Here is a 13,437-nt window from a genome sequence, read left to right as displayed (position 1 = left end):
CGACCTTTTTATCTTTGCCTTTAAATTCTTTTCCAGCTATAGGTCATCACCTCCTGGCACAACTTTTCTTTCTGTACTCATTCAGTTCCTGGCGTCCTATAATCGGGATACCAGGATAACCATCTGCCTGTGTCCTGATTGCCGGAGAGCTTGCCTGAATATGAAATACCCAGTTCAGCTCACTCGGATTTCTTGGCCAGAATCCATTGATCAGCATGGCTTCCTTGAACTGGTTATTGTACAGATGGATCTGGGTTCGTTTATACAAAACTTCTTTCAGATCATCACTGGTAAGATGTGGGTAGATCTTTTGTGCCGGATAGAAATTCCAGAATACCCAGTCAAGGATAATATTCTGTGTTTCCAGCGGAAGCTCATACAGATGATGATCGTCATTAACTGTATGAACACGGTATCCAGGCTGCGCATTTTCCAGATTTTTCATCTGAATGTAAGGATTATCCTGGTTCCACTGCCTGATTCGGATCTTATCGATTTCCTTCATGTTTTTCCGCCTCCATTTCTTTCTCTCGTTTTTCAACTTCTTCCGGTTTTGTAGTCATCAAACTGTACAGCTTCAAGGTCTTATCGAACTTGTCCTTAAATGGAATAATTGTTGTTCCATAGAAAAGAAGTCCTTCTCCTTCCCCGGAGTTCGTCACATAAGACAACTGATATGGGGAAATATTCAACTGTTTTGCAAGGATCTGTCTGTCACCTGCCGCCTGGTTCAGCATCAGGATAAAATCACTGTTCTCAAAGATATTTTCAATCTCCCTGCTGGCAAGAAGATCCTTGATATTCTGAGTGATACCAGTCGGTACGCCTCCCCATTTTCTAAATCTCTTCCAGATTTCTACGGAATAAGCTGCTGTCTGTTCTTCTTTGAGCAGAAGATGGAACTCGTCGATATAATATCTAGTAGATTTGATGCCACGGTTGATCGTAACTCTGTTCCATACCTGATCCTGAACGATGAGCATTCCAATCTTTTTCAGCTGCTTTCCAAGTTCTTTGATATCAAAGCAGACAATACGGTTATTCAATTCCACATTGGTTCTATGGTTAAATACTTTCAGTGATCCATTTACATAGATTTCCAACGCTGTTGCAATTCTCTGGGCCTGCGGTTCTTTCTGCTTTCTAAGACAGTCATACAGGTCACCGAGAACCGGCATATTTTCCGGTTTTGGATCTGCAAAGTACTTCTGATACACCAGTGGAAGACAGCGGTCGATCACTGATTTTTCCTCTGCTTCAATTCCATCCCTGCTTCCCATGATCAGCTCGCATAAAGACAGGACAAAATCGGATTTCACTCCAAGTGGATTGTCATCATCGGAATAATCCATATTGATATCCATCGGATTGATATAATCCTTACTGGTCGGTGAAATGTGTACGACCTGTCCGCCAAGTGCATGGACCAGTGGATAATACTCACCCTCCGGATCTCCGATGATAATGTCATCCTTCGTGACAAAGAAAGCGTTGGTGATTTCTCTTTTTGCAGCAAAGGATTTACCGGATCCAGGTGTACCAAGGATTAGTCCATTCGGGTTTTTCAGCTTTTTACGATCCACCATAATCATGTTGTTGCTGAGTGCATTTAATCCGTAATACAGGGATTCTCCTGCCATAAAAAGTTCCTGAGTGGTAAACGGTACGAAGATAGCAGTGCTGGTCGTGGTCAGTGCACGTTTGATGGGGATATGATTGACTCCCAGCGGAACACTGCTCATCAGTCCTTCTTCCTGCTGATAGTCCAGACGTTTCAGTACACAGTTGTATTTCTGTGCAATTCCGGCAGTCTGGAAGATGGCATTGTCCAGTGCCTGTTTGGTCTTTGCTGTATTTAAAAAGAGCGCTGTTACAAGGAACATACGCTCATTTCGTGACTGCAGGTCTTCTAACAGACGCTTAGCTTCTCCGCCATACGTGTTCAGATCCGATGGAATGATATCCATATCGTATCCGGCCCGGACTGCTTTTTTCTGTTCTTCGATTTTCATACGGTTGATATCCGTCACTTTGCTTTTTACCAGCTTGATTGCCTTCATCTGATCCACAGACTGGACATGCAGGTTGACGATCAGGTTCTTATCGATATCCAGAAATTCTGCCAGCATCTTATCCGTAAGCTCCGGTGCCAGGATCTGCAGATAAGAGACAGCCCCGATAGTATTTCCCATCTGGAACGTATTTCTGTCTCGGAATACAAAACTGGTCGGTGCCACATAATCCTTTGTATTGAGTCCTGTCCGGATCATGGAACCATAATCAAACTGGAAGTCTGTCATGATATCCGGATTGAAAGTCTCATACAGTATCTGCAGACGTTCCACGCCATTCAGCGGATATGCCGGAACTCCAAGGATCTTGAAGTTGTTCAGGATATCTGATTCAATACGTTCCAGCTTTGGCTTTGCTTCCCGGATATTATCCGCTTCGATGGAAAAGGTGATATATTTTGACTTCACCAGACCGTTGTTTCCTTTTGCCAGCTGCTGTTTCAACATCTTTGCGTATTCCATACGGACATCATCAAAAGCATCCTCCTGTGGTCGGATCCGGATGACCTGCTCAAACTCCTTCATGCTGCTCTTATGGTTGATAAAGCTCAGCTGAAAATGAATGCTGCTGTCAAAGTAATTGAGGAAGTCACACCAGTTTTCAAAGATTGCATTTTTATCTTCATTCTGAGCCAGCTGGTAGTTGATGTCATAAAAGCGGATACACTTAGAATAAGTTTTTCCCTGTACCCTGCAGATTCCATCTCTTCCCATTTCCTTATAAGCGATCGACTGCTGGACGGACAGTTTTTTCTGCCTGCGTTTTTCCTCCTGCTTTTCTTTTTTCTTTTTCTCTTTTCTGTCTACTTTTTTGTATCCGGTATCTGCGACAGTTTTCTTATTTTTCTTTTTTCGCAACCGTTTTTCCTCCTCTCGGTTTTCCTGTATCCGGAGACTGTCTGATCTGTTCCGGATCTGTCTCATAATAGTTTTCGGTTTCATATTTTCTAACGGGTGAACGAAGAAACTTCACCCTGATCATATGCATCAGAACATCTTCCAGATGCATCCCGTCTTTTTCGTACATGGCAAATAAAAATGCCGGTAACATCAAAAGCACCATGACTGTTGCTGCATTACTGTTTCCCATCACATTACGCAAGAGGAAATAGCTTGGAATTCCCATTGCAGCACCTATCCCGATACAGATCAACTGTCTTTTGGTCAGGTTAAATGCTACTTTATTCTTTACCTTCGTTAAATCTTTCGGTACGCTGACATATGCCATGATTTTCACTCCTTCCTGTAAATTAGTGCGCGTTAAATATCGACTTACTTAAGGATGCCGTCTTAAAGAGGCTGTAACATAAGATCACTGTGTAAGCCATAACGCCAAATAATGAAGAACTCAGATTATCTGAATACTGGATACCTGCAACAAGCACTGCATAGATTGCAACGCATACCATCATCAGAAATGCCTGGAAAGCCAGGGCAAAGAGTCCTCTGAAATAATTTGTGCCGATCTGTCCCCATTCTCTGTTACTCATAGTTGCGAATGGAATCGGCGCAACTGAGGTATATAGGTAAATCTCTATCATACGTCCATACATGATCACTGTGATCAGTACAGACAAGATCTTCATACAGAAGCCGACGATAAGGGTTTCCAGCGCCAATACAACAAGTTCTCCGATTTCCATACTTTCCAGTGTTGTGGAAAGATCCGTCAATGCCGAAGAAATATCAATGGCGGTACTTCCTGTGATAACACCGGCCGCAGAATTAACTACGTGCTGGCCCACATCGAATACCGCCATTGTGATCGTAAATGTGTTACTCACCAGATACACAGCGATCCACATTTTTACGAAGTACTTGAAAAACATCCAGGTATCAATATCATGCATGTTGTTACGCTCGGTCAGCATAGAAATCAATTCGTAGCAGAGTACGAGTGTGATAATAATACCTGCGATCGGCATAATCACGGAATCTGATAGATTCTGGATCATACTGAATATGCTGCCGTTCCACCCTTGCGGGGTCTGTCCAACCTGGGTAGCGATCTCACCAGTCTTTTGATTGACATCAGTAAACATCGTGTCCAGGTTGGAAGTGATCATCCCGGTTAAGAGTTCCCTCATCCATTCCTCAATCGCATCAAAAATCTGACTGAACATGGATCTCTACTCCTTTCTCTTAACCAAATAATCCACTCAGAAGCGGGATCAGCTGTGTTCCGATCAGGATAACACCACCACCGCTCATCAGCTGCTTAATTCCCTGGGATTTTGCACCCGGGTTGTCGTTTCCATAACCTTCCATCAGGTTGATTACGCCCCAGACACCAAGGCCGGCACCGATTGCAACGACCAGTGTCTGAAGAATATTGATTGCACTGCTAAAAAAAGCCATAATCAAATGTGTGAACAAACGCTTTTTCTTATGGTCTGTAAGCGTTTGGCTCTACTCCTTTCCCTTTTATTCAGACCTTTTTTTACCTGTTTTATTTGCAAGGCGATCTTATCTTTATCTTCACTTTTTTCTCCTTTCTTCCTACTTTTAGATTTCTTTCTTGAAAAAACATAAAAAAATAGAGCATATAGATGGATTTTTCTACATGCTCTATCGCTTTTTGTTCTTTTTACAAATACTTGAAATTTTTTACTTCCTATCCAATTTTTTTGCCAGCACAAAATTAAACAAAAATGCTACTGTCACTATTAAAATACATATTATCGTAATCCACGCTGGTACTTTCATATCAAATTGAACTCTTAGCAACAAAGAAATTGCTAAAAATATACCTCCTATAATCTCTATAAAATCTAGGATCCTTTTTTGCATCATCTGAATTTTTTCCCTTTCTTTTACCCTATCAAACTTCCATATTCCATATTTTGATTGAATATCTGTGATATCTTCATCAGATATAAGTTCATCCAAAGTGACTCCAAGCTCCATTGCTAACTTTTTTGCTGTAATTAGATCTGGACATCTTGAACCGTTCTCCCATCGGCATACAGTTTGTCGTGATACGTACAGTTTATCGGCAAGTTGTTGTTGTGTATATTTTTTTTCTTCTCTGATTTTTTTAATGTTATCATTTAAAGCCATACTTCTTACCTCTCTTTCATTCATATCATATAATGATACCATTAAAAAAGAAAGAACCAGCATGGTTTTCCTATGTTTCCACTTTGGTAACATAGGAATTTTCTTAATTAATGATTTCAATTTGTCTTATTTCATCCTCTGTTACATCAATCCGAAACATCTCAAACTCTGTATCTTTTGAAAATGTCAGATTATGATTCAGATATTTTTCAACATCAAAAGCATTTTTCTTATCATAATCGGCAAGTTCCTTGTACCGTTTGTGCTTTGTGATGTCATACTTGTTGCTTAAAAACGGCCGGACTCCTCGAAGCTGTAAGATACATTTTTCTCCATCCATGACCGCCAGCTCATCTCTACTCATCAGTTCTTTTCCAGTCTTTTGATAGTTCAGTCCATAGGACCGGTTGCTGCCTCTGGTGTCGGATATGTTGTAAAGATCAATGGTTTCCTTTCCCAGGGTTTCTGATATTTCTTTCAGTGTGGAACTTTCCTTTCCCCCCAGGAAAAGAACAGTGTCACAGTTACCTGTGATCGTCTCAGCAGCATCCTTATAGATGGTTTTCAGCTGAGATTGTGACTGCAGAATGATAGAAGCGGAAATTTCCCTGCTTCGGATCGTAGCAATCAATTTGTCGAATTTTGGGATCTGTCCGATATTGCTGAACTCATCAAGAAGCAGTCGTACATGATAGGGAAGCCTGCCGCCATGCTCATCATCCGCCTTATCACAAAGCAGGTTAAAAAGCTGGGTGTACATGATCGCTACCACAAAGTTGAATGTGTCATCTGTGTCGCTGATGATGACAAACATGGCTGTTCTCTGATCACCGATCATATCCAGTTCCATTTCGTCATACGACATAATTTCTCTTAGTTCCTGAATGTCAAATGGTGCAAGTCTGGCACCACAGGAAATCAAAATCGATTTTGCAGTTTTGCCGGCTGCAAGCTTGTACTTGCGATATTGCCTTACTGCAAAGTGTTCCGGATTTTCTGCTTCCAGTTCTTCAAACAATTCATCCACTGCATTTTTAAATTCTTCATCATCCTCCCTGGTCTCACTGGCATTGATAAATTCCAACAGAGTAGAAAAGTTCTGTTCTTCCTCTGGTGCCTCATACCAGATGTATCCGATCAGTGCAGAATACAAAAGACGTTCGGCCTTGACCCAGAAATCTTCCGTTGATTTTTCGCCTTCACCCTTGGTATTTGCAATAATGGTATTGACCAGCTTTAAGATGTCTTTTTCACTCCGGATATAATGGAACGGATTGTAATGCATGGACTTTTTAAAGTTGATCGTATTTAATACCTTGATCCGGTATCCTCCATTTACCAGCATCTTCCCGCATTCAACGATAATCGTTCCCTTCGGATCAGTGACCACATAGGACACGTGATCCGTCATCTGCATAAGATTGGGTTTTACATAGAATCTTGTCTTTCCGGATCCGGAACCACCGATGACGATCACATTCTTATTTCTGGCATACTTTGGGGCTTTTGGCCGGCTGTTCATGGTCAGACGTTCCGTTTCTGTGAGGATGACATTGTTTTCAAAGACCGGATCCATAAAGGGTTCGATGTCTTTTCTGTTTCCCCATCTTGCAGATCCATACTCCACACCTTGTCGGAACTTCTTTGCATTTTTAGAACGATAGTAGACCACCAGTTTTAATGCACCTGCAACCAGAACACCTACTGTAAGATCCTGCAAAGCGATACTTGGCAGCCAGCTTAAAAATGCCAGTCGGAAATTGACTAACATCACGCCAAGTCTCTGGACCATGCTTTCTCCCAGGCAATGCCGGTACAGCCAGAATCCTTTATCTGCTACATAGAAGATAAAGAAATATGGGAGATTTAAGATCACCAGTCGTTTGACCTGGATCTTCTGTAATTTTTCCCGGATCATCGTTCCTGACCTCTGGATTTTTGTCTCTGCTTCACACGCTGGCGGTGCTTTGCTTTTCTTTCTACAGATTTCTGCAGTTTCTTTCTGACGGATGGTTTCTTCGCCTGTTTCTTTTTCAGTTCTACTCCGGCATATTCCCGGAAAGCCGCTGTCATCACATCCACATCTTTAGCCTTAAAGAAGACCAGATATTTTGGTGGATCAGCACCGACTTCTTTTTTCAGGCTGTAATCAATCCCGTACTTTCTTGCCACACGGTCAAAGGATTTGATATTTTCATCTGTGATCTTTATGTTGGAAAGCTGTACTCCCTGTGCATTCAGTTGCTTGATGGTCTGCTTTCCATGTGGCTTTTTCTTTTCAATCTTTTTTCGGGCTTTTTCCCTTCCTTTCTCCTGAGCCCGTCCGGTCTTTTCAGCCATTTTCACCTGCGTTGTTTCCTGTTTCCTCCGGTTGTCCATTTCCAGGAACTTCCGAAGGGCTGCTTTTAGCACACTGGCAGTGATCTTGACTCCCTGGATGCTCAGGCTGATCACTTTCTGATTTACTTCTTCCTGCAATTACCCACGTCCTTTCTTTCCTTTCATTTCAGAATGAAGACGGGCAATACAATATCCGATGCATGGAACATGTTTTCCATACGGACAGCCACCACATGGTGTTGTTTTTACTGCTTTTTTCTTTTCCGGAAGCAGATAGTGGCACTGTTTCAAGCTACAGCCTTTCTTTTTGCCTCCCCACCAGTAACAGTACTTGCAGGACCATGGCTTTTCTTCGCTGTACTTTCTTCCCTCAATAGCTGCATTTGGTTCTATGATCAGATCTTTATTAGTCTTCATTCTGTTCTTCCTCTTTTCTCATGATTTCTGTCAGTTTTTTCTCTGCCTGACTTCCGGCAGCAATGAGACAATACAAAACTGTAAATATTGCCGCTGCTCCCAGAAGAGCAACAAAAATAATGATATTTCTCATGGTTTCTCCCATCTAAAAAAGCGTCCACAGATTCCTTTCGGTTTCCATGAACGCTCATTCTTATTTAATTAGTGTTTCTTTTTTCTCATAAATGCAAGGGCTCCTGTACCAGTCGCACCAATGCCGAGAAGCATAAACCACAGCCACAGATTGGTGTTATCCCCAGTCTTTGGTGAATCACTGACAGGTTTTCCACCTTCCGGTGTCTTTTCTGCCGGTTTTTTCTCATCCACCATAGTTACATGCTGTACTTCACAGGTATCCTTTACTTCGAATTCCACATCTTTTGCAACCAGATAGCCATCCGGTGCCGTTTCTTCACGGAGAGTGTATTTTCCGATCGGAAGCATTTCGATGTAATGTGCTTTCTCTGTACTGGTCCAGCTTTCCACAACTTTTCCATCCTGATCAAGGATTGTGAGTTTCGCTCCCGGAAGTTCTTTTCCGGCGATATCCTGTTTGGAGATTTTCACCTTCGTTACATCATCCTTCATCTCAACTTTCTGCACATCGGCAGTATCTTTGATCGTGAACTTTACGCTTTCAGCTGTCACGTAACCATCAGCAGGTTTTGTTTCAACCAGTGTGTATTCTTTTCCGACAGTCAGCTCACGGATCACATGTGCTTCTTTACCGGAAGTCCATTCATCCACGATATTTCCATCAGCATCTACCACTTTCAGCTTACATCCTGGAAGTTCTTTTCCGGTTGTCAGACTGGATTTGGTAAATTCAACGACGGTTGGCTGATTATCAAAGGTAAAATCATAAGTGACTGTCGGCTGATCTTCACCTGCATACTCAAAGGTAAATTCCTTTACTTCATCGTTGGTTACGAATCCGTCCGGTGCATAGAGCTCTTTTACATAGTAAGTTGCTCCTATTGGAAGATCTGCAACAAATGTGATCTTTCCTTCTTCATCCGTAGATTTCAGCTCAATGATCTCATCGGCTTCGATCAGGACTTTACCTGTTGTCTCAGACTTAATGTCTTCTTTGGCAAATAATCCAAAGATAGCGCCTTCCAATGTACGGTCAGAATCTTTTTCTTTCTTAAGTACATTGACTTCTACTCTCTGGCGGTTGTTCTGCCAGTCTTTGTCATAGACTACAACTGGTGTATTCTGATCCACGTAAGTCAGATCTACATGACGAATCTCACCATCCAGTACATGACCGTAAGCAGTTCCTGTTTCTTTCACATAGTATTTACCAAGTGGAAGATTTTCCAGTTTTGCAATACCGGTTTCATCTGTCTTGATCGTTGCGATCAGTTCATCCTTTTTATAGTAATCGTCACTGACGCCATCGGCAGCCTTAATGTCTTCCTCAGCATAGACTTCAAACGTAACATCTGTCAGTTTTCCGGTTACATAGTTGAAAATGTGTTCCACCACACCTTTGACCTTATCGGCCAGCGTAACAGAATCCAGAAATTCTCCCTTTTTGTTGATGATGAGTTCACCAACCGGTACCTCGTCCTTCATTTCCACTTTCTGAACCTCTCCGGTATCTTTGACTGTGAATGTCACATCATTGGCTACCAGATAACCATGCGGTGCAAACTCTTCATGTAGGGTATAAGTCTCACCCACTTTCAGATATTTGATCACATGCGGTGCATCTTTGGAAGATGTCCAGCTATCTACTACATTTCCATCTTTATCCGTTACTTTCAGATAAGCTCCATCCAGTTCTACACCGGTTGTTGCATCTGATTTTGTGATCTCAACAGTTGTCGGCTGGTTCTTCTTTACGGATTTTAATGTTACTGTCTGTACATCCTGCCCCTGATAAGAAGCATCAAATCTCAGTACTTCATCCGAAGATACGAATCCATCTGGTGCTTTCAGTTCTTTTACATAATAGCTTCCAAGTGGAAGATCCAGTGTACATGCTGCCTGACCTTTTTCATCAGAAGTCATTTCCTGTAAAAGAGTATCTGCTTTGACGATCACTTTTCCATCTTTCGTCTGAATGTCTTTTGCATTGTAAATACCGAACACTGCTCCGGCTACTGTATTGCCTGTCTCAGCATCCTGTTTTTCGACCGTAATCGACACTTTCTGTCGTTCATCTGTGACAGAGATTTCTTTCTCGATCACTGCGGTATCCTGATCTGCATAAGCAAATTCGACATTTTCCGGCACCGTATTTAACACATAAGTGTCCGGTGCATTCTTCTCTTTGACATAGTATCTGCCAAGTGGAAGATTCTTTACAGTTGCATAACCATCTGTATCCGTTGTAACGGTTGCCACCAGTGCATCCTTTGCAAAGTACAAAGTTCTCTGTCCATCTGCATCTACCTGATGATCGGCAGTATAGATATCCTCTGCCGCATAGACTTCAAATTCAGCACCTGCAAGTCCAGCCATTTCATACTGGAAGTCCTTATCAAATCCCTTTAACACTTCACCCTGTTTATAGATCTTTAACTGACCTTTGACCGGGGCATTGGTATATTCCACATCAATGACTGCATCTCCTGTGACAGGATCGGTCAGATAAGCAGTATCTGTATCAACTGCAACTGTCACATAGTTTTTGGATATTGTGTACCCATCGGGTGCCGTCACTTCCTCAATCCGGTAGTTGCCAGGTTTCAGATTCTTTGGCAGTACCAGGTATCCTTCCTCATTTGTGAAATAGGATTTGTGTACCGTTGGCTTCGGATAGGATGTTGTCTGTTCCACATATTTCTGGTTATCCAGGTCATATACCTTGAATTCTGTATTTGCCAGGAGTACAGATTTCTGTGTTTCTGCATCCTTTTTGATGATCTTTAATTTTGCTTTGAATTCTTTATCCAGAAGCACTCGCCATGTCTGCGGTGTATCCGGATGATTCTCTGTGATCTTCACTATAAAATCATCAACCGGTGCATAGTTGTGTTTGCTTGTGGTCTCTCTTACCACATAAGTTCCATATGGAAGCGGAATCGATCTTGCATATCCTTTTTCATCGGTAAACATTTCTGCCTGGCCATCTGCAGTCAGTACAACTGGTCTGGCTGAGTCAAAATCATAACTTCCATCTGCTTTTACTTTCAGATCACTGACAAGCCATGCTGAAAAACCAACTCCCTGCAGAAGATCTGCATCGGTCTTCCCGTTGTTTGCTGCCTTGATGATCTGAAATGGCTGTTTGATGATAGTTTCTTTACATACAGAAGTTCTTTCTACTGTCGGAACAGTAGCACCTTCGTAAGTACAGTCCACCTCATGTTCTGTCGGATCCAGTACGTATCCCACCGGAGCACTAAGCTCTTTCAGATAATACTTTCCAAGATAGAGATCCGATACAGAAGCTTCGCCATTCTTATCCGTTGTCAGGGATGTGATCAGGCTGTCTTTCTTATGGATCGTTCCGGTTCTTCCATCCGGATGAACAATATCTTCCCTTGCATAAAGGCCATATACTGCACCTTCCAGCGTTGCATCACCCTGTGCTGCATTCCCTGTCTCAGCATCCTGTTTTGCAATGTTGATCTTTGCATTTACACGTTTGTCTGTTACATTTTTGGTCGTTGTCTTTCCGATAGCAAGAGTCACATTATAAGACTTTGTATCGATCTGATACCCTGTTGGAACAGAGATTTCTTTCAGATAAACAACTTCCTGTGTTTTCTCCATTGTGAGCTGTGAAGCACCATTCTGATCAGTTGCAGGCATCTCTGCGATCAGCTTTGTATATGCAGCATCGGAATAGATCCCGTACACTGCACCAGCCAGTGCATTTCCTGTATCCTGATCTTTCTTTACAATGGATACTTTGCATTCTTTTGTCCAGGTTACTTTAAAATCCACATATTTCTCATTTCCGACACCTTCACCGAAAACAAGAGCCAGGTCCTGTGTTCCGGATCCTGTTACAATCTTGTAAGCAGAGTATTCTTTATCAATGCTTCCCTTCATCCGAGAAGAAAATGTAGCACTGACGCTCTCTGCCTGATCAAGTGGTGCTGTCAGATAAAACTGTGTACCTCCACTGATTTCTACACTTGCTCCTGCAGCACTTGTTTTACCGGTTGTCACATTTACAAGCTTTACACCGCTTGGCAACTTAAATGTGATTGTCTGCAGTTTATCTGCTTTGAATGTGATCACGCTTGTTCGCTGGCTGTTTCCTTCCACATAAGCCTTTACATTAGATTCGGAAAAGCTCATATCTACAGACGGAATGTCCGGCATATTTACACAATAATTGTAAAGTTCCATTGCCAGGTTCTTTCCTGTTGCATTGGTTCCGGATGCCCAGTCACTGGATCCATTTGCATAAGCTGCTGCAAGATGGGTAATGATGAATCTCTTTCCTGCCGGAAAATCCGGATGTTTCTCATCGAAGAAACCATTCTCATCACTTGCTTTTGTTCCGTAATAGCAGACCTTTGCAAGTGTCTTTCCATCGGCAAGTTTCTGGATCGTATAAGTTCCATTTCCCGGTCCTTTTTTCGATGGTTCAACACAGTATGCTGTCGCATTGATGCTTCCCCATTTCACATAATATGGACAAGTCAGATAAGAACCTAATCCATAGTCTGCGTAATAGTACCAGGAGCCGGCTGTAACTGTGACTGATTTTGTTCCTGTTTCACCGGAAGCAAGCATCATTGGCATATCAAAAGTAATACTTTCGCCTGCTTCAAGATCTGCAAGAGCAACTTCCTGGTCAACAGCTTCCTGCATAACCTCTGAGAGTGTGATCCCTGTTTCCGGATCAACGGTCTCCTGATCCTCCGTTGCTTCGATTTCTGCATCAAATTCTTTTTCTGTCAGTTCTGTTTTGCTCTCCGTGTCAGCAGCATCAGTTTCCTCTGTAGACGAGTCAGCCTCAGAATCCTCTGTTTCTGTCTTATCGGAAGAACCAGCATCCTGATCAGAAGAACTTTCTGACTGCGAATCTTTCTGTTGATCCGCTTCTTTTACCACGATCTTTCGATTGATCTGGTAGGTTGGGTGATCCGTTGTCTGTGGTTCTACATAATAGACTGCCTTATAGGAATTGGCATAATCGGTAGAAAAATCATTCCCGTCCGTATCTTTTGCTTCCTGAAATGTAACTTTTACTTTGCTGTCATCCTGGATCGTAAGACCGGTATAATCACTCTTTACATCGAAATTGTCTCCAACCTTGATCTCATAATCCTTTGCAGTTACCACTTCATCTTCATCCAACTGATCCTTGATCTCCTCATAATACGGAATCTTTTTTACAGATCCGGCATCATCAGAAGCATAGGCAACAGCGGGAGAGAGTACCGTCGATAGAACTGTTACTGCAGTCAGTAAACCGGACATCACCCTGCGTGCTTTCTTTTTCACGTTCATTCTCTTAAATCCTTCCTTTCTGATTCTTTTGTGTATGGTTATCTGTTAGTTTCTGCATATTATCTTTTATACGAAGATGATCGCC

General features: G+C 42.2%; 11 protein-coding genes. All 11 read right to left on the bottom strand.

Translation table 11 applies throughout. The features are described 5' to 3' along the window. Window positions 1-46 precede the first annotated feature (46 nt). Window positions 47-505 (bottom strand): hypothetical protein, encoded by a 459-nt coding sequence (locus tag H8Z76_RS11575; RefSeq protein WP_173858615.1) that lies wholly within the window; start codon window positions 503-505, stop codon window positions 47-49. Continuing rightward, entirely contained in the window at window positions 489-2,996 is a 2,508-nt protein-coding gene (locus H8Z76_RS11570) for a VirB4-like conjugal transfer ATPase, CD1110 family (RefSeq protein WP_243240540.1), read from the bottom strand. The genes H8Z76_RS11575 and H8Z76_RS11570 overlap by 17 nt, the downstream gene beginning before the upstream one ends. Next, window positions 2,911-3,300, bottom strand: a complete 390-nt coding sequence (locus tag H8Z76_RS11565; RefSeq protein WP_186982556.1) for a PrgI family protein — start codon at window positions 3,298-3,300, stop codon at window positions 2,911-2,913. Before H8Z76_RS11565 ends, H8Z76_RS11570 begins: the two co-directional genes overlap by 86 nt. Before the next feature lie 22 nt (window positions 3,301-3,322). Beyond that, window positions 3,323-4,195: a VirB6/TrbL-like conjugal transfer protein, CD1112 family gene (locus H8Z76_RS11560; RefSeq protein ID WP_055195005.1), complete on the bottom strand. Its 873-nt coding sequence runs from the start codon at window positions 4,193-4,195 to the stop codon at window positions 3,323-3,325. Between the two features lie 19 nt (window positions 4,196-4,214). Next, a complete protein-coding gene (locus H8Z76_RS11555) occupies window positions 4,215-4,430 on the bottom strand; it encodes a Maff2 family mobile element protein (protein ID WP_005334815.1) in 216 nt (71 codons plus the stop codon). A gap of 249 nt (window positions 4,431-4,679) precedes the next feature. Further along, complete coding sequence (locus H8Z76_RS11550; protein WP_226837804.1) at window positions 4,680-5,252, bottom strand: helix-turn-helix transcriptional regulator; 573 nt, start codon at window positions 5,250-5,252, stop codon at window positions 4,680-4,682. Continuing rightward, the gene (locus tag H8Z76_RS11545; protein WP_186982555.1) at window positions 5,236-7,050 is read right to left on the bottom strand and encodes a VirD4-like conjugal transfer protein, CD1115 family; all 1,815 of its coding nucleotides are present in this window, start codon (window positions 7,048-7,050) and stop codon (window positions 5,236-5,238) included. The genes H8Z76_RS11550 and H8Z76_RS11545 overlap by 17 nt, the downstream gene beginning before the upstream one ends. Further along, on the bottom strand, window positions 7,047-7,610 hold the full coding sequence (locus H8Z76_RS11540; RefSeq protein WP_118447861.1) for a PcfB family protein: 564 nt from the start codon (window positions 7,608-7,610) through the stop codon (window positions 7,047-7,049). The genes H8Z76_RS11545 and H8Z76_RS11540 overlap by 4 nt, the downstream gene beginning before the upstream one ends. Continuing rightward, window positions 7,611-7,889 (bottom strand): hypothetical protein, encoded by a 279-nt coding sequence (locus H8Z76_RS11535; protein WP_055183036.1) that lies wholly within the window; start codon window positions 7,887-7,889, stop codon window positions 7,611-7,613. Continuing rightward, entirely contained in the window at window positions 7,879-8,022 is a 144-nt protein-coding gene (locus tag H8Z76_RS11530; RefSeq protein ID WP_164492145.1) for a hypothetical protein, read from the bottom strand. Before H8Z76_RS11530 ends, H8Z76_RS11535 begins: the two co-directional genes overlap by 11 nt. Before the next feature lie 68 nt (window positions 8,023-8,090). Continuing rightward, a complete protein-coding gene (locus H8Z76_RS11525; protein ID WP_186982554.1) occupies window positions 8,091-13,352 on the bottom strand; it encodes a SpaA isopeptide-forming pilin-related protein in 5,262 nt (1,753 codons plus the stop codon). Between the last annotated feature and the right edge of the window lie 85 nt (window positions 13,353-13,437).

The organism is Roseburia yibonii, from assembly GCF_014297335.1.
Taxonomy (GTDB): Bacteria; Bacillota; Clostridia; order Lachnospirales; family Lachnospiraceae; genus Roseburia_D; species Roseburia_D yibonii.
The sequence above is the reverse complement of the archived record's forward strand: the minus strand, read 5'-3'. Positions and strand labels throughout refer to the sequence as shown.